We start from the raw sequence: 24,325 nt of genomic DNA on the forward strand, positions 1-24,325 counted from the left end.
AACAGGCATCTCCCACCCAGCAAAATCAACCATCTTACCACCCAACTCAACATGCAATGAGTACAACGGCGTGCGCTTAATATCGGTCATGTCTTAAGCCTTTCAATCAGCGGGACTGGTCACGAACGACCATGACGGTGCAATGCGCGTTGCGCACGACACGGGCCAGATTCGGGCCAATCTCATAATTCGGGAAATCGCCTTTGGTCGAAGCCATGACGATCAGATCGAAGCCCTCTTTGTAGGCGAGCTTCAGGATTTCGCGGTAAACGCTGCCTTCTTCGATATGGATTGCCACGTCCGAGGCATTGCCGTGGTCCAGAATCGCCTGAACCGCGTTGCGCACGTGCTCTTTGGCACCAGCGCCATAGTTGGCGGGCAGGTTCGGCAGCTGGATGATCTCGGGGATGACGGAAACCGTGTGTAGCTCGGCCCCGTAAAACTTCGCCTGTTCCAGCGCAAGCGGCAGGGCGTTTTTCCACGAGCGGTCGTCGGTATGATCAATGGGCAGCAGGATTTTCGTGGCCATCACGTCTCTCCTCAAGATATGGAATTCTGTTTCAAAGGCGGAGGGCCGGGAGGGCCCTCCGGTTTTTCAGGCCAATGCTATTCGGCAGGCGAGCCGCCGGGCTCTTCGGATTGGCCGCCCGAGGCGAAGAACTCTTTCGTCAGTTTAAAGACGACCGGGCTCAGCAACAGCAGGGCGATCAGGTTGGGCAGAGCCATCATGGCGTTCAGCGTATCTGCCAGCAGCCAGATGAAGCCCAGATCCGCGGTCGCGCCGAAGTAGATCATGACGATCCACAGCACGCGGTAGGGGATCAGAGATTTGACGCCCAGCAGGAACTCGACGCATTTCTCACCGTAGAACGACCAACCCAGAATGGTGGTGAAGGCAAAGATCGAAAGCGCGATGGCGATCAGGTAGCCGCCAATGCCTGGCAGGGTAGTTTCAAAGGCCAGCGAAGTCAGAGCCGCACCGGAAACACCAAGTTCGGGGTCCTGATTGAACAGTTCGACCGATGCGTCCAGAGCACCCGACGAGATGATTGCCAGACCGGTGATCGAGCAGACGATGATGGTGTCGATGAAGGTACCCAGCATCGCGATCAGGCCCTGGTTGACCGGACCTTTGGTCTCGGCCGCTGCGTGCGCAATCGGAGCCGAACCCAGACCGGCTTCGTTCGAGAACACACCACGCGCCACACCGAACCGGATCGCCAGCCAAACCGCCGCACCAGCAGCGCCGCCTTTTGCTGCCCAGGGTGTGAATGCAAAGGCAAAGACATCTGCAATTGCAGCGCCGACCGAGCCGATGTTGAGCAACAGAACCAACAGACCTGCGATGATGTAGGCAACCGCCATGAACGGAACCAGCTTACCGGCAACCGCACCGATGCGGGTGATACCACCCAGGATAACGGCTGCGGTCAGGATCATCAGAATAACGCCGGTGACCGAAGTGTTCAGACCGAAGTTCGTTTCCAGAACCTGTGCCACGCCGTTGGCTTGAACACCGTTACCGATGCCAAACGCGGCGATCCCGCCAAACAGAGCGAATGCCCAGCCCAGCCAGTGCCAGTTCGAGGACAAGCCGTTCTTGATGTAGTACATCGGGCCTCCGACAAAGTTGCCCAGTTCGTCCTGCTCGCGGTATTTCACGGCACAGACAGCTTCGGCATATTTGGTGGCCATGCCCACCAGGGCGGTCATCCACATCCAGAACAGAGCTCCCGGACCGCCCAGGAAGACAGCAGTGGCCACGCCGGCGATGTTGCCGGTACCGATTGTTGCTGACAGCGAGGTCATCAGTGCGTTGAACGGGCTAATCTGCCCTTCGCCCTGACCTTCACGACCGGCAAACAGCAGCTTGAAGCCGGTGCCGACGCGCAGGATCGGCATGAATTTCAGCCCGACCTGCAGAAAGAAACCGGCGCCAAGGATCAGCACCAGCATCGGTACCCCCCATACGATGCCATTGATGGCCCCTACTAAGTTTGTTAACGCTTCCATGGTTTCCCTCCCATTTGCGTCTGGATTATGCCCCGTTTGCGATAGCCCGCTGACGGGCCTGCTTGAGGGCGGCAAAGTCTTCGTCCGCGTGGAACGACGAACGGGTCAGCGGAGTTGCCGACACGTGCAGAAAGCCCTTGGAACGTGCGATTTGCTCCAGCTGGGCGAATTCCTCCGGTGACCAGAACCGGTCAATCGGGTGGTGTTTGGGGGTCGGCTGCAGGTACTGACCGACAGTCAGGAAATCGACATTGGCGGCGCGCAGATCATCCATCACTTGCCGCACGTCGCTCACGCTTTCCCCTAGCCCGACCATCAGGCCGGATTTGGTGAAGATCTCGGGATTGGCTCGCTTGGCGTCGTCCAGCAACCGCAGAGACGTATAGTAGCGCGCGCCAGGGCGGACTGTCGGATACAGATGCGGGACGGTTTCCAGATTGTGGTTGAACACGTCCGGAGCAGCGTCGAACACGACATCGGCCGCATTGCTTTTGCCCAGAAAGTCCGGAGTCAGGACTTCGACCGTTGTGCCCGGATTCTGATGGCGCACGGCGCGGATGGTCTGGGCGATATGTTCAGCCCCGCCATCGGTCAGATCATCCCGGTCCACGGATGTGATCACCACGTGGCGCAGACCCAGTTTTTTGACCGCGGCCGCAACCCGGCCCGGCTCAAAAACGTCCAGCGCGTCCGGTCGCCCGGTCGCCACATTGCAGAAGGAACAGCCGCGTGTGCAGACCTCGCCCATGATCATCATGGTGGCGTGGCGCTTGGACCAGCATTCGCCGATATTGGGGCAGGCGGCCTCTTCGCACACCGTCGCCAGATCATGGTCGCGCATCAGGCGGCGGGTTTCGTAATATTCCGTGCTTTCGATCTTTTTGCGGCGGATCCATTTGGGCTTGCGCGGGATGACACTGTCGGCCTTTTTGGCCTTTTCGGGGTGACGGGGGCGAAGCTGGATGGTCATCTGACGGTTCCCTCTTACGCGTGGATTGCGCGGCCCATGGCGTCGAGGCAGGCTTCCTTGACCGCCTCGCCCATGGCCGGGTGTGCATGGCAGGTCGACGCAACTTCGGACACGGTTGCGCCCTTGGTCATCGCCAAAACCAACTCGGCAATCAGGTCACCGCCGTGAGCGCCGCAGATATGCGCGCCAAGGATTTTGCCGCTTGGATCAGCCAGAACCTTGACCGCACCGTCGGTTTCGCCGGTCGAACGGGCGCGCGAGTTGGCCATGAAGGCGAATTTGCCAACCGAGTAATCGGCGCCTGTTTCTTTCAACGCTTCTTCGGTCAGGCCGACCGAGGCAACCTCAGGGTCGGTGTAAACAACGCCTGGAACGGTGTCGTAGTCCACGTGACCGGCTTGATCTGCCAGCATCTCGACACAGGCCATACCATCCTCTTCGGCCTTGTGCGCCAGCATCGGACCGGGGATGCAGTCACCGATCGCATAGATGCCGGGTACCGAGGTGCAGAAGGTGCCGTCCACCTGAACAAATCCGCGCGGGTCACGGGCCACCCCCAATTCTTCCAGCCCAAGCCCGCGCGTGACGGGGCGGCGTCCGACGGCGATCAGAACCTTGTCGGCTTCGATTACCTCTTCCTTGTCTTTGCCGACCCGATCCAGAGTAAGCGTCAGCCCGGTGTCGGACTTATCGACGGACTTCAGCGCGCGACCCAGCTGGAATTTGAGTCCGCGCTTGCTAAGGGCACGCTGCGCCAGTTTCGCGATTTCGCCATCAATGCCAGGCAGGACCCGGTCGAGATACTCCACAACGGTGACCTTGGCGCCCAGCCGCGCCCAGACCTGGCCAAGTTCCAGCCCGATCACACCGGCGCCGACGACGACCAGATGCTCGGGCACCGCCTCAAGCGCAATTGCTCCGGTCGAACTGAGAATGTCCTGCTCGTCAATTTCGATGCCGTTCAGAGGGGTCGGTTCCGAGCCGGTAGCGATCAGGATGTTTCGGGAGTCGTAGATGTCATCGCCTACTTTGACCTGACCGGCGGCAGGAATGCTGGCCCAGCCTTCTATCAGGTCGACGCCGTTTTTCTTGAACAGAAACGCGATGCCCTTGGTCAGGTCGCCGACGATCTTGTCCTTACGGCCCATCATCGCGGGTACATCGATGCTGGCCCCCTCAACCGCAATGCCATGGGAGGAAAGGTTTGCAAGCTCGGCATATTTGGCCGAGGAGGTCAGCAACGCTTTTGAGGGGATGCACCCCACATTCAAACAGGTCCCGCCCAGTGCTCCGCGTCCTTCGACGCAAGCCACTTTCAGTCCCAGCTGAGCCGCGCGGATGGCGGCGACATAACCGCCTGGGCCGCCCCCGATGACAATAAGGTCGTAGGTCATTTTGGTGTCTTTCAGTAGATCGGGTGGCTTGCGCACAGGGCGCGGACTTTCTCGCGGGTTGCTTTTTCGACGACCTCATCACCGTTCGGGTCCTGCGCCAGCGCATCCAATACATCGCCAATCAGGTGGCCAATCTGCTGGAACTCTTCGGGACCAAAGCCCCGGCTGCAGCCAGCTGCTGTGCCCAGACGAATACCGCTGGTAACTGCGGGTTTCTCGGGATCGCCCGGCACGCTGTTCTTGTTGCAGGTGAAGCCTGCACGCTCCAGCGCGGCTTCGGCGTCTTTGCCTGTTACGCCGACAGGGCGCAGGTCGACCAGCATCAGGTGATTTTCCGTGCCGCCCGAAACGATGTCACAGCCGCGTGACATCATGACATTCGCCAGTGCCGAGGCACTATCGACCACCCTCTGCATGTAATCCTTGAACTCGGGTTTCAGCGCCTCGCCAAAGGCCACCGCCTTGCCTGCGATCACGTGCATCAGCGGGCCGCCCTGCAAGCCGGGGAAAACGGCTGAGTTGATCTTTTTGGCCAGTGTGTCGTCATTGGTCAGGATGATGCCGCCGCGCGGGCCACGCAGGGTCTTGTGGGTGGTCGAGGTGACCACATGCGCGTGACCGATGGGCGAGGGGTGGAGGCCGGTTGCAACCAGCCCGGCGATATGGGCCATGTCGGCCAGCAGCCAGGCGTCAACTTCGTCAGCAATGGCACGGAAACGGGCAAAGTCGATCTTCTGCGAATAGGCGGACGCACCGGCGATGATCAGCTTGGGCTTTTCGGCCTTGGCAAGCGCCTCAACCTGATCATAGTCGATCAGCCCGGCGTCGGTCAGACCGTATTGAATGGGGCGGAACCATTTGCCGGATTGCGCGGGCTTTGCGCCGTGGGTCAGGTGACCGCCGGCATCCAGCGACATGCCAAGGATCGTGTCACCAGGGCTGAGCAGCGCCAGCTTGACCGCGCCGTTTGCCTGCGCGCCCGAATGCGGCTGTACGTTTGCGTATTCACAGCCGAATAGTTGCTTCAGCCGTTCGATCGCTTCGACTTCGACCTCATCTACATACTCGCATCCGCCATAGTAGCGGCGGCCAGGATATCCTTCGGCGTATTTGTTGGTCAGCACCGAACCCTGCGCCTCGATTACGGCCTGAGAGACGATGTTTTCGGATGCGATCAACTCAATCTGTTCGGCCTGACGCGTGCCTTCGCGCGTAATCGATGCAGCGATCTTCGGGTCGGCCTCGGCCAGCGACGTCTTGAACATAGTCTCCTCCTCTCAATCGAATCCCCGGTTCGAGATTTTGTTTCCTATAGTGGAATTTATTCCCGTAAATCAACATAAATCTCATATTCGTGAAGTTGCGTGCGAATAGGGGAACGGGTAACCTGCAGCGGAATAGGGAGATTTTCATGGGCGAAGACCAAAGGAACGAAACCTCAGCACCAGAGGAACTGGACGAAGGCGCAGCTTTGGGACGTTCGATCCGGGATGCACGGCGGGAAAAAGGCTGGACGCTGGAAGAGGCCGGACGCGCTGCGGGAATCGGTCGTTCCACCTTGTCGAAGATCGAAAACAACCAGACAAAACCCAGCTTCGAGATCGTGCGACGCTTGACGCAGGCACTGGATCTGAACCCGCCTCAGTTGTTTCTTCAGTCGGGCCAGACGGGTATTACCGGTCGACGGGATTATACGCCAAAAGGGCAGGGCGAGTTTCGAGAAACTGCAACCTATCTGCACGAGTTGCTGTGCTCGGACCTGACCAGCAAGCGGATGCTGCCCTATGTCGCGACGATCCGGGCGCGGGATATTTCCGAATTCGACCCGTGGATCCGACACTCGGGCGAAGAGTTCATGTATGTACTGAGCGGCGAGCTGATCTTTATCTCGGAACACTACCGCCCGTTGCCAATGAAGGCGGGGGATTCACTCTACTACGACAGCAGCATGGGGCATGGGTGTGTATCTACCAGCAAAGAAGATGCTCAGGTTCTTTGGGTGTCGTTGGAGTGATCTGGGCAGGGCCGTGCAGGCCGGGGCATGCACTGCCCCGGATTTTCAGATCACAGCATCCGTCCGGATGAGCTTGCAAAGGGCCCGGTTACGCCTCCCAGGTCGCGATGGGGTCACCCAAAAGGTCACGATTGACGGCGACGCCCAGACCGGGTGCATCGGGCGGCAATACACCGCCATCTTTGATCGGCGCGTCAAAGGAGCCGGTTTGAACGGTCACCATGTCCCGCGGGTCGAGTACGCAGCGTAGCAGCCGCTCGGGCACCGTGGCACCCATGTGAAAGATCGAAGCGGCAGAAAGAGTGGAACCGACCGTATCCTGAACGCTGATCGTCAGACCGGCGGCCCGGCAGATGTCGCGATGGCGGCGCGCATGGGTCAGGCCACCTGCCTTTGATATCTTCAGCCCGATCCCATCTGCCACGTCCAGCGCCACCAGTTTGGAGATGTCACCATCTTCCTGAGCCAGTTCATCAAGGATGATTGGCACATCACATCGCTGGCGCAATGAAAGGGTCTCGCGCCAGGTGGCGCAGGGGGCCTCGAGCACGAAATCCAACCCGACCGGCAAGGCGCGAAGCATCCGCAAGGCGGTCTCGGGGATCAGCCCGCCATTGGCATCGACGATAAAATACTCGCCTGGCTGCCGATCCGCCAGCGAGGCTGCGATACGCTCGGCGTCCAGTTGCGGGCCGCCTTCGCTGTCCAGTGCGCCGACCTTCACGGAATGGCCCATATAGCCCATCTTGCGGTGTTCGGCGACGCGTGCGCGCATGTCTTCCGGGGCGCCGGCATAGATCGAGCTGATCGCCGGAAGCCGGTTTCCCGTGCCACCGCCCAAAAGTGTGTAAACCGGCAACCCCACCGATTTTCCGAACATGTCCCAACAGGCTAGGTCGATGGCGTTCTTGGCGTGGTTGTGCCCCAAAAGCGCCTCGTCCATCGCGTCGTTGATCCGATCCACATCGCGGGGATCACGGCCGATCAGATGGGGTGCGATCTCTTCGATCCCGGCGCGTGCGCCACGGGCGTGGGCGGCGATGTAATTGGGGCCGAACGGTGTGCTTTCGCCCCAGCCCTCGGTGCCGTCATTGGCGGTCAGGCAGACCATGACACTGTCGAACCCGGTATAGATCCGACCGCCCGACAGCTCGTAGCTGCCACCGGAATAGGGCAGGTGCAGCCCAAAAAGATCAATTTTTCTTATCTTCATCGATCACTCCTGCGGCGGGATCAGCACAAGCTGGCCGGTGTGTTTCTTGGCCAGAAAGTCTTCCTGCGCGGTAGCGATGTCGGACAGCGGATAGGTCTTGGCCACGACAGGGCGGATTTCACCCGCCTCGATGTATTTCACCAGGTTTTCGAACACGATATCTTCCTGAAAAGTGCAGCCATACAGCGTCAGGTCTTTCAGGTAGAGCGTGCGTACGTCGATCTCGCAGATCGGCCCGGCGATGGCCCCCGCAGTGACATAGCGACCACCCCGGCGCAGCACATCCAGCAGGCTGGGCCATTGCGGACCGGCTACCAGATCGACCACCACGTCGATCGACCCTGCGCCCAGTTCGGCCACCAGATCGGCATCACGATCCAGTATACGGTCAGCACCCAGCGCCCGGACGGCCGCGACCTTAGAAGGGGAACACAGCGCGATTACCGTGGCACCGCGCCGCTTCGCCAGTTGCACAGCAGCCGAACCCACGCCGCCCGAGGCGCCGGTTACCAAAACCGTCTCGGCCCCGACACTGGCGCGATGCAACATGCCTTCGGCAGTAGAATAGGCGCAGGGGATCGCGGCCAGCTCGGCGTCGGACCAGTCACAGTCGACGGCGTGGGTCTCTTGCGCGGGGGCTTTGCAGTATTGAGCGAACCCGCCGTCGCATTCGCTGCCGATGGTCCAGCATTCATAGGGGCGGTAGTCCACATAGGTCCGCAGCATGTTGCGCACGATCACCCGTTCGCCGAAGCGGGCGGGGTCCACGTCCTCCCCAACGGCAACGATATGGCCGCAAACATCCGCGCCCTGAATGCGCGGAAAGGTCATCGGTACGCCCGACCAGCTTGCATCATCGTCATCGACCGTGTCGAACCCTTCGGCGCCGCCGGTTTCGGTGTCAGCCGTCACGGCCTTGGAATACCACCCGATGCGCGTATTGATATCGGTGTTGTTCACACCCGCTGCCGTGACGCGGATCAGCACCTCGCCTGGTTCCGGTTGCGGTGTGGGCACGTCGGCGCGATAGTCCAGTTTCTCGATGCCACCATGGCCTGTAAGCAGGACAGCTTTCATTGTTTCAGGGATCATCTCAGCCTCCGAAAGACGCAACGGGTGCGCCGAAAAGCGTTTCATTCGGGTTGACACCCAGACCCGGCCCGGTTGGACGTTCGATGTGACCACCCACAATCTGGATGCCGTTTTCGTCGTCGTAGTTGCCTTCGATATAGGGCGCTGCCAGCCAGACCCCTTCGCACAGCTCAGGCTTGACGGTTGCACCGATCTGGGTGCAGGCGGCCGCGATGATATCGCCCCCCCAGCTGTCGTCGCATGTATGCGGCAGGTTGCGCGCTTCGCAGATGTCGCGGAAGGCGCGCATGTGAGTCAGACCGCCTATACGCGTGACCTTCATGCCAAATCCATCCACTAGACCGGTGCCGGCGGCCGAAATGACCGTGTTCAGATCAACACTGTTTTCATCCATATAGATACCGTGGCTGACCTGCGGGCGGATCTTCTCCAGATCCTGCACGGTGTTGCAGGGCTGTTCCATGATGAACGGCACATGTGGCAATTCCCGGCTGACGCGCAGGGCGTCGCGGGTTGTCCATCCGCGATTGCCATCCACCGCCAGACGCATACCAGAGCCTTTGACGACCTCCCAGACCTTGGTGATCACCTCTATATCAATCTCGACCGGGCGACCGCCGACCTTGACCTGCAGACGCGGATAGCCTTCGTCCAGCTTCTCTTTGGCCAGTCTTGCAATGTCGTCCGGCGCGCCGACGCCGGTGGCGTAGTACGACGGCACACGGTCAGTCACTGCACCCCCCAACAAGTCGGCGACATTGATGCCCAGCGACTTGCCGAAAAGGTCATAGGCAGCGATATCCAGCGCGGCCTTGGCATAGTTGTGACCGGTTAGCAGAGTGTCCATCTTGCGGCGCAACGTGCCAGGTGTTGCCTCGGCGCCGATCAACCCCTCGGCCATCACCTTCAGCGCGGCGCGCGCGCCGTCCGCATGGGCCTCGGCATAGGTCGGGCCGACCGGACAGGTCTCGCCCCAACCGACATGACCTGTGTCCGACACCAGTTTGACAAGGGTGGTGTCCAGTGCCCAGACCGCGCCGCTGGCCATCGTATAGGGGCCATTCTTGACCGGCAGTTCATGGGTGTAGATGTGGATTTCCTTCAGTTTCATGTCGGGGCTTTCTGTTGGTTTGAAGGGGTTATTCAATGCCCGCCGCAGCCAGGATCAGAGCTGCGGTCTGGAGTGTCTGGCGGCTGGCCCGTTCTGGCCCGATCAGGCGGGCGGCTTCGGTCAGGCCTTCGTGCAGTACGAACAACTGATCGGCCAATGCGTCCGCATCACAGCGCGGGGCAACATCAAGAAGCCGTCGGTGAAACATTGCTCTTATACCGGATTTATGTGCCTCGACCGCGGCGCGTATCGGGGCGCTGTCAGGGTAGGCGGAAAGGGCATTGCGAAACAGACAACCGCAGTTCGAGATCCCGAACAACCAGTCGGACAACCGCTGAAGAATGTGGACAACATGGGCTGCGCCGTCCTCGGGTCCTTCTCCGATCCAGTCCGCATAGGCGCGGTCTCGGTGCTGCAACGCGCCCACCACCATGGCCTCGCGGCTGGGGAAATACTTGTAGAGGGTTCTCAGCGAAACATCTGCGCCCGCGCGCAAAGCCTCGACGCCGGGCCCGGCAAACCCCATTTCCTCGAACTGGCCATGCAGGCTGGCGGCAATCTGGTGTTTCATGTCGATCATGACGAATTGGTAGAGTGATCGCTCTACCTTGGGCTCGAATAAAACCGACATAAATCCAAGTAGCGGCGACATAACACCCAACCGACGAACAAAATGATCGTTAGGCATAATCAGGCTCTGCTATCCGGCGACAGGGCCGGAGAGCAATACAGTGGGTTTCTATAAGTAATTAATAAAGCGCAAAAAAAATCAGGTGGTCGCCGCCAGCCACCGATACACGAGTTTTGCGCGATCAGATGCCGTATTGTGAAGCGCAACGTAAAAATCCAGTGGTGAGGAAAGTGTCTGCGGTAGCAGGCTGACCAGTCTCCCGGATGTCACAAGCTCCGAGGTCAGCCCCTCCCACCCTAGTACGGCCCCCATGTCGTCCTGTGCGGCCTGAAGCGCAATGGTATAGTTGTTGACGCGATGCCCTGAATTCAAAGGCCCGTCGTATCCCAGTTGGTTGGTCCATTCGCGCCAATCTGTCCACCCCGTTCCCGGCGCATCAAGGTGAATCAAGGGGATGCGCGCAAAGTCCCGGATGCCGGTGATGTTGTTTTGTTCCAGAAACCGCGGGCTACCGAGTGCCATGATGCGGTCACGAAACAGAACGTGGTTGTTGCCTCTCTCCTCAGAGGCATCCCCATAACAAATGCTGAGATCGCATTTCGATGTGTCAAACCCCAGATCCGTGACAACTTGCGTTACCGATATATGCCCGTGACTTTTCCAGAATTGTGCAAGCCGGGGGGTCAGCCAAAGCGAGCTTACTGCGGTGCTGGACCGAATCGTTACACCGGATCGATGATATTGCGACCGCAACTGCTGTAAGGCTTCGCTGATGCCCTCGAGCCCTCGCTGCAGGGCGACCAGCAGAAAAGCCCCGCTTTCAGTCAGCTCAACCCCGCGATGGTGGCGGCGGAACAACGAGCAGTTAAGTTCCTGTTCCAATGATTTGACCTGATGGCTGATGGCTGCCGGGGTCACGTTCAACTCGGTCGCTGCGTTTTTGAAGCTCACATGGCGCGCGGCGGCCTCGAAGCTAATCAATGAGCTTACAGGGGGAAGTTCATAGGGACTTCTGGGCAAGTTGGTTTGACCTTTTGATCGTAGATTATCGGATTTTCAGCACAAAATGCAAAGCTTGAGTTACTTCAGCTAAATCAAAGTGAATTTTTTTGCAATTGTCCGCAAGGCGACAGCCCGCGAGATTGGTAATCAGCATTCGGGGATGAGTCTGTTTCAGACGGCAGGGGGAGCGTTCATGGTGACGTAATTGCCTGTATACCCGGACGAACCCGGCATCAGCGGTTTACCAAAATGCCCGGGTTTTTGGCCGGTTTCGGCGCAAGTTAGGGAGTCGATTGAATGAAATCGCATGCAAAAGTTGTGGTTGTCGGTGGCGGATGCGTTGGGGCATCGATCCTCTATGGCCTGACCGAACATGGGTGTTCGGACGCAGTCATGCTGGAGCGTACGACGCTGACGTCGGGGTCCACCTGGCATGCAGCGGGGCTGTTGGTGACCTTTGTGCGGTCGCACAACGTATCCAAGATGACGATGGAAACCATTCGCATCTATTCCGAAGTCGAAGAAAAGATGGGCGCCTCGGTGGGTTTGCGCAAAGTGGGCCAGCTGCGTGTCGCCAATACCGAGAAACGCTGGGACGAATTCCAGTCCTACATTTCGATTGCTGAAGCCGCAGGTGTGCCTTGCAAGCTGGTGACGCCGGAGGAAATCGCGGAAATCCATCCCTTGCTGAACCAGAGCCCCGAAATCCGCGGCGGCATCCTGCACACCGAAGACGGCTATGTGAACCCGGCCGATATCACCATGGCGCTGGCCAAGCTGGCGCGGGATGCGGGCGCGAAAGTCTATCAGAACACCGAAGCGCAATCCTACGAAAAGCTGGACAATGGCCATTGGAAGGTGATCACCAACCAAGGCGAGATCACCTGCGAGCATCTGGTTTTCGCCACTGGTAACTATGCTCGCGAGAACGCGCGTCGCGTGGGGCTGGATCTGCCTTGTATCCCGATTGTTCACCAATACTGGACCACGGAAACCGTGCCGCTGCTGAAAGAGCGCCGCGCGAAAGGGCTGACAGAATTCCCGATCCTGCGCGACGAGGATTACGGTGCCTATCTGCGCGAGGACGTGGGCGGCATCCAGTTCGGCCCCTATGAGTTCACCAAAGACCTCAAGCTGTTTGCCGAAGATCGCGTGCCGCCCGAATTCGGTGCTGACCTGCTGCCCGAAGATTTCGACGCGGTGGAAACTCAGTGGGAGCGCGCTATCGAACGGGTCCCGACGCTGGGTGAGGTCGGCATCAAGGCCAATACCCGCGGTCCATTCCAGATGACCCCGGACGAGTTGCCGCTGGCCGGTCCCGCACCGGGGCATGACAATCTGTGGCTGGCCGAGGGTATGCCGGGCGGCATCTTGTGGGGTGGCACCGTGGGCAATCGATTGGCCAAGTGGATCGTCGACGGCGATCCAGGCATGGACATGTCGGAACTCGACCCGCGCCGGTTCTCGGACTACGCGTCCAAGCGCTGGACAATGGACAAGGTGCGCGAGACCTGGGGCACCCACATGAACGCGCATGTTCCGGGCGAGGACTTCCCCGATGCGCGTCCGATGAAAACCATGGGCTCTTACGACCTGCTGACGGCCCAGGGAGCGGTCTGGACCAGCTTCAACGGCTACGAATTCCCCCGCTGGTTTGCCAAATCCCCGGACGAAGCGACCCCCGAACACTCCTTCCGCCGCACCAACCACATGGAGCTGGTGCAGGAAGAGGTCCACCGTACGCGGGAAGAGGCCGGCTTCATCGAAATGTCGCCGATGACCAAGTTCACGGTGCGCGGGCCGGGCGCTGCCAAATGGCTGGACGGCCTGATGGCAAACAAGCTGCCCAAAGTGGGCCGCATGACCCTGTCGCTGATGCTGAACGGCAAGGGCGGCATGGATGCGGAATATACCATCGTGCGCTATGCCGAGGACGATTTCTACCTGATCTCAACCCCGAACTGGCGCGCTTATAACTGGGATCAGCTACAGCGCCTGCTGCCTAAGGACGGTTCGGTTTTGCTCGAGGATATCTCGGAACAGCTGGGAGTGATCGCTTTGGCCGGGCCCAAGGCGCGGGATATCCTGCAACCGCTGACAGATAACGACCTGTCGAACGAAACTTTCCCGTGGCTCTCAGCCCAGTTGGGTGAGGTGGGCTATGCCAAAGGCGTTCATCTGCTGCGCGTGTCCTATACTGGTGAGCTGGGATGGGAACTGCACCACCCGGTCGGCTATAACCGCCACCTTGTTGATCTGCTGTTGAAAGCTGGAGTGAAACCCTTTGGTCTTGAAGCCTTGGAATCCATGCGTCTCGAGAAGTCCTATCGCGCCATCAACCGCGAGATTTGCAAGGATCTGACCCCGTTCGAGGCCGATCTGGGCCGCTTCGTGGCGATGACCGAGAAGATTGGCGGGCAGGTGGCCGAGCGTGATTTTATCGGCAAAGCCGCGCTGCAAAAGCAGCAGGATGAGGGCGGATACAACACTCTGGTCACGCTTAAACTGCCGTTCTGCGATACCTCGGTGATGTTTGACGAAGGCGTCTATACCGACGGCAAGCTGATCGGTCGGGTGACCTCGGGTGGGTTCTCGTATTACTGCAACCACGACATCGCGATGGCGCTGGTGCCGCAGGATATGACTGCACCGGGCACCAAAATGCAGGTGCTGGTGCACAATGAAATGCGCGATGCCGAAGTGATCGATGTCTGCGCCGTTGATCCAACCAGCGCCCGCGCGCGCGCCTGATCCGGAGGGGTTACAATGACACAAGCAAGAGTACGCGCGGGCCGGAGCGGTCGCGCGGCGCGGGTGCAAGCCCGCACAAACCCGCCACCGGTTTACCTACCGACACTGAACCGCAGAGTCGGACCTATTGATCTGCTTGGTCCCGAGGGGGTCGAAAAGATCCACAACGCCGCCATGACGATCCTGGAAACCACCGGTATCGAATTCCGTGACCCGGTGGCCTTGGCCGACTGGAAGAAACACGGCGCAGATGTTCAGGGTGAACGGGTTCGCATCGGCCGGGACATGCTGATGGACCTGATCTCGGCTGTTCCGTCGGAATGGGGCTATGCGGCGCGCAACCCGGACCGTTCTTTACGAGTCGGCAACCGGAACTCGGTGTTTGCGAACGCCTACGGGGCTCCCTTTGTCTATGGCATGGATGGAGTGCGTCGCCCGTCGGTGCTGGAAGATGCGCACAACTTCTTCAAGTTGAGCCAGATGAGCCAGTCGATGATGGTTCCGGGCATTCTGCCGGTCGAACCGCAAGACGTGCCCGTGCCGCAGCGCCACCTTGAGCTTGTTCACGCGGCGCTGACGCTGACCGACAAACCGATCAAGGGGTCGGTTCTGTCGGAACAAGCCGCGCGCGACTCGGTTGAGATGACGCGCATCGTGTTCGGCGAAGAGTTTGTGGACAACAACGTGGTGATGGCTGCGCTGCTGAACTGCAACACGCCGCTAGTGTGGGATGAAACCATGCTGCAAAGCCTGCGCGTTTACGCCGGCGCCAACCAGCCCTGCCTGCTGTCGCCATTCGTTCTGGCCGGTGCCTCGACCCCGGCCAGCCCGCAGGGCGGCGTGGCGCTGCTGATCGCGGAATCGCTGGCGGGCATGGCCTATAGCCAGATCATCCGGCGTGGCGCGCCGATGGTGCTGGGCGTGGCGATCATGGGCGTGTCGATGAAGACCGGTGCGCCAATGATGGGTTCACCCGAACCGGGCCTGATGAACCTGCTGGTAGGCCAGATGGCGCGTTTTTATGACGTTCCGTGGCGGACCTGCACGATGTGGACCGGGTCGAAATCCCCGGACATGCAGGCGGCTTTTGATACAGCCAACACCATGTGGCCGGTGCTGTTGGGCGGGGCCAATTATATCGTGCATTCGGCAGGTTTCCTGGAAGGTGCGCTTGGGGTCAGCTACTCGAAATGGGTACAGGACACCCGGCAGCTTGAAAACTTTCACAGGTTCTTCAGCGGTATTGTGGATGAAAACCTGGACTCGCTTTTGGATGACATCGCCGTGATCGGCCCCGGTGGTCACTTCTTGGGGACGGACCATACCCGGGAAAATCCGCTTCACATGAACCCGCTGCAGAACAATGACAGTTTTGAACAGTGGGAAGCGGAAGGGTCGAAGACCGCCGAAACCGTCGGCAACGAAGAGGCGCAGCGTATTCTGGACAATTACGTCAAGCCGCCGATGCCGGATGATCAGCGCGGGGCACTTGACGAATTTGTTGCCAAGAAGAAGCTGGATTACCAGAACTCGTAACTGAAAACACGGGCGCGCAAGCGCCCGCCAGCCAGACACAAGGACAGGATGAGGCTTATGACTGACGCCCCGACAAAAACGCTCTCACTCGAAGAGGTGAAAGCATTGGCCAAATCTGTCCTTGTGTCCGCGGGCCTTGACGCACATAGCAGTGAAGTCATAGCAGAACTTGTGCGGATGTCCGAACGCGATGGACCTCGTAGTCATGGGCTGCGCTTGTTGCCGGTATACGCGCAATATCTGTCATCAGGTTACGCCAACCCGAAAGCTGCGCCATCAATTCGGCGAATAGCGCCCGGTGTGTTGCGTGGCGATGGCGACAACGGGTTCTATCAGGTAGCCGCATTGGCGGCACGGGCAGAGCTGATTGAGATGGCGCGCGAGAACGGGATTGCGGCCTTTACCTGCGCCAATTGCCACCATCTGGGTGCGCTGCGATTTGACACCGGGCCGCTGGCCGAGGCGGGGCTTGTGGCGTTGGGGGTCGTGAACTCTTTGTCCATGGTCGTGCCGCAGGGTGGGGTGCGCCCGGTCTTTGGCACCAACCCGATGTCCTTTGCGTGCCCGCGTCCGGGGGGCGAGCCGATTGTCTGGGATCAGGCATCCTCGATGGTGGCGCTGATGGATATCAAGATGGCCGCGGCCGAGGGCCATGACCTGCCGCGCGCCGGAGGGCTGGATGCCGATGGCCAGCCCAGCACCGATCCGAACGCCATTCTGGAAACCCGCAGCCTGCTTCCCTTTGGCGAACACAAGGGTGCCGCCATTGCCTTCCTGATTGAGGTGCTGGGCGCGGCGCTGGCCGGCGGCACCCTGTCGGTCGACAATCAGGAGCGCGAGTCCTTTGAGGCCCTCAACATCAAAGGCGGGGCAACCCTGATCGCGATTGACCCGAGCCGGTTCGGCAACCCGTCGTTCGACGACTACGTCACCCGCATCTGTGCCGAGATCGAGGGCAACGGAACCGCGCGCGTACCCGGAGACGGGCGGCTGAGAAACCGTGCGGCGACCGAAGCGAACGGAGTTTCCGTCGATGCAGACCTGCTGGCGCAGTTGCAGGCACTGTAAGAAAGGTCGGAAGGCATGCCCAAGATGGTGGTGATCGGCGGCGGCGTCGTTGGTATCTCCTGCGCGCTAGCTTTGCAGGCCGAGGGGAACCATGTCACCGTCATCGAGCCAGGCCCGGTAGGAGAGGGCGCCAGCTGGGCCTCGTGCGGCTGCATCGCCGTGGGTGAGATCGTACCGCTGTCTCAGCCCGGGATGCTGTTGAAAGTGCCCGGGTTGTTGATGCATCCCAAGGCGCCTTTGACATTGCGCCCAAGTTCCGCCCTGCGATTGACACCGTGGTTTAGCCGGTTCGTAGCCAACGCGCGCCCTTCGAAAATGCGTGCAATTGCGGCGGATTTGGCGCGGCTCACCTTTTCGGCAACTGCGGATTTCAAGGCCCAACTGGCCGATATCGGGCGCCCGGAGCTGTTGGTGGAACGCCCTGTAATCAAGCTGTTTGACGGGGATGACGATCGCACCAGCATGGCCGCAGCCTTTGATCTGGCACGCGACCTGGGATGTTCGATCGAAGAGGTCAGCGGTAGAGAAGCGCATGACATCGACCCGGCCATTGCTCCGGATTTCAAATATGCTGCCCTGCTGCGGGATTGGAGTTTCGTGACCGAACCCAAGCGACTTGTTGAAGCGCTGCACGAAGCCTTCCTAAGTCGTGGGGGTACGGTCATTTCTGGCAGTGCAGTCGGCTTTGACCGAAACAACCGCACGGTAAAGGCAGTGAGGCTGCGCGATGGTCGCGCCATTGCCGCTGAAGAGTTTGTCTTGGCTGCCGGCACGCGATCCCGGGATCTGGCGTCAGAATTGGGTGTCCCACTGCAGGTGGAAGGCGTAATCGGTTATTCCACAATCTTGAAGGGCAGCGGAGTCAACCTGTCCCATACTGTGTTCTACGCAAAAGGCGGGTTCGGCATCACGCCCTACGACGACGCGCTTGCCGTCGCGGGGACAATAGAGTTCGCGGGTGCCAACGCACGTCCAAACTGGACTCGTGCGGATATATTGGTGGAAAAGGCACGCCGGGTTCTGCCGGGGCTACATACAGGCAGCGCCGAACGCCGGTTTGGACGGCGGCCGCTGACGCCCGACACCCGGCCGATCATTGGCAGAAGCGGAATGCTGGCAAATGTCACCTTTGCGACAGGTCACGGGCAATTGGGCTTGACACTGGGTGCGACAACCGCGCGGCTGGTGGCGGATGAAATCGCCGGTCGACAATCCCAGACCGACATACAGGCATTCAGCCCGGATCGTTTCTCGGGGTAAGTCACTGGTTCGCAGGTGGTTCACTTTTCTGCTTTTGATTTTTTGGACGTTAGGGAACTCTTCGGTCATATGATTTGCGGGGGATTTGGGCGGAAAGTGGTCGTTCGATTTGCTTGCGAAGGAACGTGCAACGAGTGTTGAAAGCGGACACTGGCTCAGAGTTGCCCGTACTTTGTGCTTTCAACAAACTCAAAACCTGATCCGAAAACTGGTGCCGTGCTTTGGCGCCATTGCCTCGATCTCCGCATTGGCTTGGTTCAACACAGCGGCAACAATGGATAAGCCCAGCCCTGTACCGCCTTGATCCCGTCTGGTCGTGAAGAATGGGTCTGTGATGCGAGAGCTATTTCGCGGGGAAATTCCCGTGCCGTTGTCGGCGACAATTAAGCTGTTCGAAGCCGCTTCGTAAGATATATCGACACGCGTGGCCCCGTGCTGGAACGCGTTTTGCAAGAGATGATGTAGAACAATTTGCCCCTGATCTTTGGACAATGGCAGGTGCATGTCGGACGGCGCGTGACACTCGATGACTTGTTCCGAGAACGAGGCTGACGCAGCTTGGACAATATCCCCCAGCGACGTTGGGCTCGGGTCTGTTTGAACGCTGGCCCGGGCCAATTCGCGAAGACGACCCAGCAGAGCATTCATGCGCAGACCTTCTTCCTGAATGTTATGAACCAGTTTCTGATTGCGATTTCCGGATACGGCTGAAGGCCCGTCCAATAGCAGCTCTGCCGCACCCAAAATTGCAGTGACCGGTGATTTCAGTTCATGCGTGACATGGCTTGTATACGTCTCGATTGCAGTGGACCGCTCCGACAAGTTTGCAGCCATCGAAACAACATTGTTACCCAAATCCGCCAGTTCCCGCACGCCATAGTGCTTCACGGGATCGGGCGTCGGTTTCAACCCACTTGCGACATCCCGACTTTGATTGCTGAGAGCGCGAATTGGCTTTGAGATCAGCCGCCACATCATCCAACCGACCCCAATCGCGGACATCAGCATGAACGCCGCGACAGAGCCCAGTGTGAACCGCTCTTGAAACAGGAACTTTCTAAGATCCATAGGCGTGCGCGAAAGATAAACGACGCCGATGACCCTTTCGCCCAAGACCACCGGATGGGCGACAAACACACGGTAGGACGTATCTCGGCTGATCGAGTTCAGAAGGTGGCGCCGGGAAGGGTCATCTCGATGCCGCAGCACTGAAACGGTTTCTCCCTGAAGGGCCTGCGCGACTTCTTGGACTTGCAGAAAAGACCCGCTGACTGATCCGCTGCTGGCAACGACCTGCCCGGAGTGATCCAGTAAGACATACCCTGACAGTGTAGTTTTCTTTGCCGAAGTTGCCAACTGTGACAACGTTTGAGAGATCGCCGCGTACGGCGCATCCAGAGGTTTATCACTGGAAACCGGGTCGGGACGGGGCGGTGAGACCTCACCACGAAGCAAATCCAAACTGGGCGGGATGGGATGAAAATCCTGTTTCAAGCGTTCGCTTTGCTCGGGAGACAAGACGTGGCCCACATAGGGCGTGGACTGCAGTTCGGAGAAAGCCGCAGCATACACCTCGGCAAAGATAACCGCTTGAGAAAGCAGACTGCGTTCGGTTTCACGCGCAAACTGGTTGCTGGACAGGCGGACACCCAGAACGCCGATGATCGGAAGCGTCACCAAAGCAATGCAGACCAGCGCAATCACCAGAGCAAGCGACGGCCGCCATTTCTGCTTGATTGTCAGCACTGACAAACACCCAGTTTCACCCCAACACCATGCACGGTTTGAATTAAATCGGGATAGCCCAAAGCGCGCGCCTTCTGACGGATATTGCGAACATGGCTATCGATCGTGCGACCGGAAAGATATGTGTTGTGACCATAGACCAGATCGATCAGTTGCGCGCGCGCGTAGACGCGGCTTGGCGTTTTGGCGAGGATCGACAGCACCGAAAACTCGATCCCGGTAAGCTGAATTTCTGTATCCGCGAGGGTGCAGCGATGTGCGCTATGATCCAGCCGCAAATCCTGAAACACCGTCACGTCGTCCGGCGAATTTGCATCTGCCGAGCGGGCAAGGATAGCCTTGATCCGCAATACCAGCTCACGCGGACTGAAGGGCTTTGTGACATAGTCATCGCCACCAAGTTGAAACCCCAGGATGCGGTCAATCTCATCATCCCGTGCTGTCAGAAACAGGATCGGCACGGTTGAGGTTTTACGCAGCTCTTTGCAGGCTTCCAAGCCGTCCATTTCGGGCATTCCGATATCTAAAACAACCAAGTCGGCCGGGGTTTTGTAAAACAGGTCTAGCGCATCCTGACCGGTGCCAGCCTCGGTTGTTCGAAAGCCGGAATCTTCCAGCGCAAAGCGTACGACATCGCGGATACGAGCATCGTCATCTACGATTAGGATGTTGTTCAAGATATGCGTCCGCCATCGAAGTTTCACCGAAGTCACGATCAGAGATCACACTGCCATTGGCCGGGTCAAGTGGAGCTTGCACCTGAGGTCTGCGCCACTTGAAATCATCCTCCAGCCACCATGCATCTGTGCGCAGTTTGTAAGGAACGTTCCTCACGCCGAAACCCTCCGACTTCGGGTCAGACGCAGCGCGCCTAAAGCCGCCAGGATGATCAACCCAAAAACCGTTTGAGGCTCGGGTGTCGATGATCCACTGAACGCAGTTTTGGGATAAGCCCCGGCCCCCACGTCCGTCACCTGCGGCAAAGCCACCGGAGTGGTACCTGTTGGAACGTCGCCGGTGTTTACAACCATTTTTGACACAGCAACAAAAGAGGTGAACTGCGTCTGAAGATTGAACCTCAGCCCAAGATCAGTGATCTGCGCCTCAAGTTCCTTGGGATCCCCGGCCCGCACCGCCATGGCGCGGTCGAGACCCGCGATTTTGGTTCGAGCCCAGGTCAGAGGGATCGCAGCGCCCTGGTGCTTGACACTCTCTGGATCGGATTCGGAAGGCAGGATAGGCGACAGGGGCATTTGTGCTTTTCTACTCTGGACCAAACCATTGATCTTAATGTCGGCAGGCCCGCCGCCTTCGTACCGAGCAAGAACCCGGATTGAGCCGCCGTCGAACAGGTCAGGGATATGTTGGGGCACCACTTCGCTGACATTCAATCCGCCCCAATCAATTGATATATCCGTCAACACAGGCGATTTCAGATCGCGGGCCAGCGTGTCGGCAACATCCGAGGCGCGTTGGGTCGGATCAACATAGCGCGCATAGCCACGGCCTTCTTCGGCCATCGCGTCCAGAAGATAGCGATTTACAGCAGTGCCCACCCCAAACGCATAGATACGTGCATCGCCGATTTGCCGCCGGATCGTGCGCAGTACGCGCGCTTCCTGACCGATATAGCCGTCGCTGAGGAAGACGACGATGCGCAATGTGTTCTCAGGTTGCCGGGTTGCAAAGGCGTGACGGATCGCATTGTCGATTTCTGTTCCACCGCCGGCCCGAAGGCTACGCACATAGCGCAAACCAGATTCAAGGTTTGCCCGCGTGGCAGGAACGGCCTGGGATGCGAATTCGGTCGCGTCCGATGAAAACCGGATTACGCGGAAATAATCCTCGGGGCGCAGGCCCTGCAAAGCGGCCTCCATAAACCGTTTGCTGGCATCCATCGGCTCTCCGCCCATTGATCCCGAGGTGTCCAGCACAAATACCAGCTCTCGTGGGGTGATCTGATCCGATTGTGGAATCTTTGGAGGTTCAACCAGCAAGGATACAAAGCCGCCCCGTTCATCATGATGGGCCAACACTCCGGCCGTCGTCTCATCGCCACCAAGCTCATAGCGCAGAACCAGATCGCGGTTATCGATCACCCGCCCGTCCTGAAAGGTCGCGCTGATCACCCCTTCAGACTGCTTGACTTGCAGATTATGCGTTGCGCTTGTCAGATTTGAAACGGGAACAGCACCGCGCAGGTTCAGGTCCAACGAGACCCGTGCGGGTTCAATTGTATCAGGGTTTGTTAGGAGCGGAACCAGAGGGTATTGCGGTAGCTCGGAAACGGTCCAACCATCGACCTCGGTTACGGCTGAGGTGGCCGGTTTTTCTTCATTGAAATCAGCTAACACTACGCCCTCGGACGTCAGGTCAAAATCCATCGCCCCTTGATAGCGCGGCCCGACGATCAGAGGGAGTACCAGCTCATAAGCCTCGTCGACCTTAGGGACGGCCTGCACATAGTTAAGCGTTACCGTAATCGGTTGCCCCGGCATCAGGTTGGCAACGTTCTGGGTGAACATGTTGGGACGATGCTGGGTCAAAAGCGCCGCGGCCTTGCCCTCTTGCTTTGCGGTCTCAAAGGTTTGCTCGGCCTGCTGCTTTTGTTGAATCTGCGCCTCAATCACTTCGTCGCCTATTTGCATCTGCATCGCGTAAACGGCGGCTTTTTGGTTGAGTGGGAACAGATATTCCGCCGACATCGGATCATCCGATGGATTCACGAACACCTGTCGTACCTGAACGGTTGCCGTATCGCCCTGAATATCAACGGAAAGGTTCGAATTCAGCAGTGGCAGGTCCAGTTGACCAGCTGCTCCGCTGCCGACCAACCGACCTGCAATGGCGTCTTCGGGCTGAGCGTATCCGGCTCCAGGCAGCAACAGAAAGAGAAAAGCAAAATGGCGTATCATATGTCCGTTCCTTTGAAAGTGTGAATGTCGAGGGCTGCAATCACGGCTGCGTCCAGTTGGGCCTGTAGTGCGGTGTCCAAAGCCCATGGGGTGATTCTTTGCACGCTGCTCCAGGTGCCGCCGGAGCCATTTAGCCAGCGCCAGATCGCTTCACCGACGCTGGGTGTCACGTGCCCGTTTTGCGAGACGTAGCTAACCGCAACCATCCATTGATCCCCGGCAGGGCCGGTGGCCCGGTAAAAAGCGCTGGGAACACCGTCGTAGCGTGTGCCCAGAAACCGAACCTTATAGCCGAGACCCCGCAGACAGATTTCAGGGGCATGCAGATGCCGTAGCGGCGCGCGCGTGCTAACCACATTCAACCCCAAGGGGCCAAACTGTGCTTTCTGCGCCTGCCCGCCATAGGCTTCGAAGTAATGCGCCTCTATCGCAGTGAGAGGTACGTTTTGCACCAGGTGTCCGTGAATCTGCGTGGGCAGGTTCGGCGTCACAACGCTGCCCGAAACATCCACCGGTTTTGCCTTGAGCGACACAATGGCAATGCTGCCTGTCAGGCAAGTAATCCCCGCCAACACCTTGATGGGTTTCGGCAGGATGATCCGGTCGGTCTGTGGGCGGCTTTTACGCGGGCTCGTGTCGCGGGGCCTATAAAACAGGGCAAAGGGCGTCACTGTCAGGGCCAGCGTCACCAACCCAATAAGGCTGTGCCAGGGCTCGGCCATGACATCCAGATCGTGTGCAAGGCCAATCGCCAAAATCGAAATGCGCAGGCTGTTACCCAAGACCGCACACCCGGTCACGGCCAACAGGCTGAAGCCGCCGGTATACCACCTTGGCCGCAGAACCGCGTTTTGGGTGACCACAAAAGCCAGCGACAACAAAAGCCCAGACGCGCCGGAACAGGGTAAGTCCACCAGAATGTCCCTTTGTTCCAAGGTGATGCGCACACCGTCGCAAACGGCATTCGAGAACAATGCGCCCAGCATGTGACAGGACAATTCCGCCGAAACCATCTGCAACGGAAACCCAAGCGTACGCTGCAAGATTATTTCGGTCGGCAAGGAAAACAGGAACAATGCAGCCATCCAGAATGGCGACAGCGCGAAAGGGCGCCGATGCATCTGCAACAATCCAACCAGCGCGAAAACATCCAATGCAAGGGCGAAAGCGCTCAGAATATTGATCGCCAAAACCTGCCCCAAAAAACGGATCCAAGCCGCCAATAGCAGCAAGGCAACTGCAGGTGTCTGAGAGCGCGCGCCTTTCGGACGACCGCTCAGCAAGCTCATCCCGGCAAGACCAAAGATCAGCAGGACATAGACATAACCGTACGAGCCGTACGCCGGGCTAAGCCAACTTCGAACAAGCCATTGTAAAGGCTGCGCGGCAAGAATTGCGGAAGCAATCGCAAAGGCGCAGCATACCAATGTATCTGTGGTCAAATGTTTCATGCCGCCAGATGTGAATGGCGAATGCGCATTTCCCCTGCCCAATATGTGCAGATTTTGATGAGATACTCTTAGGCTCAGGACCCATTGATTTCCGTATAGCGGCGTGATTCACGGTTCGAAAACGAGCGGTGAACATGTCTGATCTTTTCTGGCTTACA

At 58.9% G+C, this 24,325-nt stretch carries 19 protein-coding genes; 5 read left to right on the top strand and 14 right to left on the bottom strand.

Features of this window, described 5'->3' with window-relative positions; genetic code table 11:
* Window positions 1–106: 106 nt before the first annotated feature.
* From ACR1XY_RS22580 to glyA, 5 genes are all read right to left on the bottom strand, one after another.
* Window positions 107–529, bottom strand: a complete 423-nt coding sequence (locus tag ACR1XY_RS22580) for a universal stress protein (RefSeq protein WP_480596707.1) — start codon at window positions 527–529, stop codon at window positions 107–109.
* A 77-nt stretch (window positions 530–606) separates the two neighbouring features.
* Entirely contained in the window at window positions 607–2,013 is a 1,407-nt protein-coding gene (locus ACR1XY_RS22585; protein ID WP_480596709.1) for an alanine/glycine:cation symporter family protein, read from the bottom strand.
* A gap of 25 nt (window positions 2,014–2,038) precedes the next feature.
* The gene (gene lipA, locus ACR1XY_RS22590) at window positions 2,039–2,983 is read right to left on the bottom strand and encodes a lipoyl synthase (protein WP_480596711.1); all 945 of its coding nucleotides are present in this window, start codon (window positions 2,981–2,983) and stop codon (window positions 2,039–2,041) included.
* A gap of 14 nt (window positions 2,984–2,997) precedes the next feature.
* Window positions 2,998–4,377: a dihydrolipoyl dehydrogenase gene (lpdA, locus tag ACR1XY_RS22595; protein ID WP_480596713.1), complete on the bottom strand. Its 1,380-nt coding sequence runs from the start codon at window positions 4,375–4,377 to the stop codon at window positions 2,998–3,000.
* Between the two features lie 11 nt (window positions 4,378–4,388).
* Complete coding sequence (glyA, locus tag ACR1XY_RS22600) at window positions 4,389–5,642, bottom strand: serine hydroxymethyltransferase (RefSeq protein WP_480596715.1); 1,254 nt, start codon at window positions 5,640–5,642, stop codon at window positions 4,389–4,391.
* 146 nt (window positions 5,643–5,788) lie between these two features.
* Here glyA and ACR1XY_RS22605 point away from each other — a divergent pair, with 146 nt between their 5' ends.
* Window positions 5,789–6,391, top strand: a complete 603-nt coding sequence (locus ACR1XY_RS22605; protein ID WP_480596717.1) for a helix-turn-helix domain-containing protein — start codon at window positions 5,789–5,791, stop codon at window positions 6,389–6,391.
* A gap of 88 nt (window positions 6,392–6,479) precedes the next feature.
* On the opposite strand, the gene ACR1XY_RS22610 is transcribed toward ACR1XY_RS22605, so the two are convergent.
* The 5 genes from ACR1XY_RS22610 to ACR1XY_RS22630 form a co-directional block, all read right to left on the bottom strand.
* Window positions 6,480–7,604 (bottom strand): mandelate racemase/muconate lactonizing enzyme family protein, encoded by a 1,125-nt coding sequence (locus ACR1XY_RS22610; protein ID WP_480596719.1) that lies wholly within the window; start codon window positions 7,602–7,604, stop codon window positions 6,480–6,482.
* 3 nt (window positions 7,605–7,607) lie between these two features.
* Window positions 7,608–8,696 carry an alcohol dehydrogenase family protein gene (locus ACR1XY_RS22615; protein WP_480596721.1) on the bottom strand — a complete coding sequence of 363 codons (1,089 nt, stop codon included), beginning with the start codon at window positions 8,694–8,696 and terminating at the stop codon, window positions 7,608–7,610.
* Between the two features lies 1 nt (window position 8,697).
* Window positions 8,698–9,807, bottom strand: a complete 1,110-nt coding sequence (locus tag ACR1XY_RS22620) for a mandelate racemase/muconate lactonizing enzyme family protein (RefSeq protein WP_480596723.1) — start codon at window positions 9,805–9,807, stop codon at window positions 8,698–8,700.
* Between the two features lie 28 nt (window positions 9,808–9,835).
* Complete coding sequence (locus tag ACR1XY_RS22625) at window positions 9,836–10,495, bottom strand: TetR/AcrR family transcriptional regulator (RefSeq protein WP_480596725.1); 660 nt, start codon at window positions 10,493–10,495, stop codon at window positions 9,836–9,838.
* An 81-nt stretch (window positions 10,496–10,576) separates the two neighbouring features.
* Entirely contained in the window at window positions 10,577–11,458 is an 882-nt protein-coding gene (locus ACR1XY_RS22630; protein WP_480596727.1) for a LysR family transcriptional regulator, read from the bottom strand.
* 279 nt (window positions 11,459–11,737) lie between these two features.
* On the opposite strand from ACR1XY_RS22630, the gene ACR1XY_RS22635 reads away from it, so the two are divergent.
* From ACR1XY_RS22635 to ACR1XY_RS22650, 4 genes are read left to right on the top strand one after another with little or no spacing between them, the layout of a single operon-like run.
* On the top strand, window positions 11,738–14,191 hold the full coding sequence (locus ACR1XY_RS22635) for a GcvT family protein (protein ID WP_480596729.1): 2,454 nt from the start codon (window positions 11,738–11,740) through the stop codon (window positions 14,189–14,191).
* Window positions 14,192–14,206: 15 nt separating this feature from the next.
* Entirely contained in the window at window positions 14,207–15,727 is a 1,521-nt protein-coding gene (locus tag ACR1XY_RS22640; RefSeq protein ID WP_480596731.1) for a trimethylamine methyltransferase family protein, read from the top strand.
* A 57-nt stretch (window positions 15,728–15,784) separates the two neighbouring features.
* The gene (locus ACR1XY_RS22645; RefSeq protein WP_480596733.1) at window positions 15,785–16,795 is read left to right on the top strand and encodes an Ldh family oxidoreductase; all 1,011 of its coding nucleotides are present in this window, start codon (window positions 15,785–15,787) and stop codon (window positions 16,793–16,795) included.
* Window positions 16,796–16,810: 15 nt separating this feature from the next.
* Window positions 16,811–18,055, top strand: coding sequence for an NAD(P)/FAD-dependent oxidoreductase (locus ACR1XY_RS22650; protein WP_480596735.1), 1,245 nt, complete (start codon window positions 16,811–16,813; stop codon window positions 18,053–18,055).
* Window positions 18,056–18,244: 189 nt separating this feature from the next.
* Here ACR1XY_RS22650 and ACR1XY_RS22655 read toward each other — a convergent pair whose 3' ends face one another.
* From ACR1XY_RS22655 to xrtT, 4 genes are all read right to left on the bottom strand, one after another.
* The gene (locus ACR1XY_RS22655) at window positions 18,245–19,801 is read right to left on the bottom strand and encodes an ATP-binding protein (RefSeq protein ID WP_480596739.1); all 1,557 of its coding nucleotides are present in this window, start codon (window positions 19,799–19,801) and stop codon (window positions 18,245–18,247) included.
* A complete protein-coding gene (locus ACR1XY_RS22660) occupies window positions 19,795–20,478 on the bottom strand; it encodes a response regulator transcription factor (RefSeq protein WP_480596742.1) in 684 nt (227 codons plus the stop codon). The genes ACR1XY_RS22655 and ACR1XY_RS22660 overlap by 7 nt, the downstream gene beginning before the upstream one ends.
* A gap of 153 nt (window positions 20,479–20,631) precedes the next feature.
* The gene (locus ACR1XY_RS22665; RefSeq protein ID WP_480596744.1) at window positions 20,632–22,716 is read right to left on the bottom strand and encodes a VIT and vWA domain-containing protein; all 2,085 of its coding nucleotides are present in this window, start codon (window positions 22,714–22,716) and stop codon (window positions 20,632–20,634) included.
* Complete coding sequence (xrtT, locus tag ACR1XY_RS22670) at window positions 22,713–24,167, bottom strand: exosortase T (RefSeq protein WP_480596747.1); 1,455 nt, start codon at window positions 24,165–24,167, stop codon at window positions 22,713–22,715. The genes ACR1XY_RS22665 and xrtT overlap by 4 nt, the downstream gene beginning before the upstream one ends.
* Between the last annotated feature and the right edge of the window lie 158 nt (window positions 24,168–24,325).

Source organism: Ruegeria sp. AD11(2025) (assembly GCF_056542405.1).

Bases quoted from the DNA above. Each gene is read 5' to 3' on its own strand.
- ACR1XY_RS22585 (WP_480596709.1), bottom strand. From the start codon at position 2,013: ATGGAAGCGTTAACAAACTTAGTAGGGGCCATCAATGGCATCGTATGG.
- ACR1XY_RS22645 (WP_480596733.1), top strand. From the start codon at position 15,785: ATGACTGACGCCCCGACAAAAACGCTCTCACTCGAAGAGGTGAAAGCA.
- ACR1XY_RS22605 (WP_480596717.1), top strand. From the start codon at position 5,789: ATGGGCGAAGACCAAAGGAACGAAACCTCAGCACCAGAGGAACTGGAC.
- ACR1XY_RS22665 (WP_480596744.1), bottom strand. From the start codon at position 22,716: ATGATACGCCATTTTGCTTTTCTCTTTCTGTTGCTGCCTGGAGCCGGA.
- ACR1XY_RS22620 (WP_480596723.1), bottom strand. From the start codon at position 9,807: ATGAAACTGAAGGAAATCCACATCTACACCCATGAACTGCCGGTCAAG.
- glyA (WP_480596715.1), bottom strand. From the start codon at position 5,642: ATGTTCAAGACGTCGCTGGCCGAGGCCGACCCGAAGATCGCTGCATCG.
- ACR1XY_RS22650 (WP_480596735.1), top strand. From the start codon at position 16,811: ATGCCCAAGATGGTGGTGATCGGCGGCGGCGTCGTTGGTATCTCCTGC.
- ACR1XY_RS22580 (WP_480596707.1), bottom strand. From the start codon at position 529: ATGGCCACGAAAATCCTGCTGCCCATTGATCATACCGACGACCGCTCG.
- lipA (WP_480596711.1), bottom strand. From the start codon at position 2,983: ATGACCATCCAGCTTCGCCCCCGTCACCCCGAAAAGGCCAAAAAGGCC.
- ACR1XY_RS22625 (WP_480596725.1), bottom strand. From the start codon at position 10,495: ATGCCTAACGATCATTTTGTTCGTCGGTTGGGTGTTATGTCGCCGCTA.
- ACR1XY_RS22635 (WP_480596729.1), top strand. From the start codon at position 11,738: ATGAAATCGCATGCAAAAGTTGTGGTTGTCGGTGGCGGATGCGTTGGG.
- ACR1XY_RS22640 (WP_480596731.1), top strand. From the start codon at position 14,207: ATGACACAAGCAAGAGTACGCGCGGGCCGGAGCGGTCGCGCGGCGCGG.
- lpdA (WP_480596713.1), bottom strand. From the start codon at position 4,377: ATGACCTACGACCTTATTGTCATCGGGGGCGGCCCAGGCGGTTATGTC.
- ACR1XY_RS22610 (WP_480596719.1), bottom strand. From the start codon at position 7,604: ATGAAGATAAGAAAAATTGATCTTTTTGGGCTGCACCTGCCCTATTCC.
- ACR1XY_RS22615 (WP_480596721.1), bottom strand. From the start codon at position 8,696: ATGATCCCTGAAACAATGAAAGCTGTCCTGCTTACAGGCCATGGTGGC.
- xrtT (WP_480596747.1), bottom strand. From the start codon at position 24,167: ATGAAACATTTGACCACAGATACATTGGTATGCTGCGCCTTTGCGATT.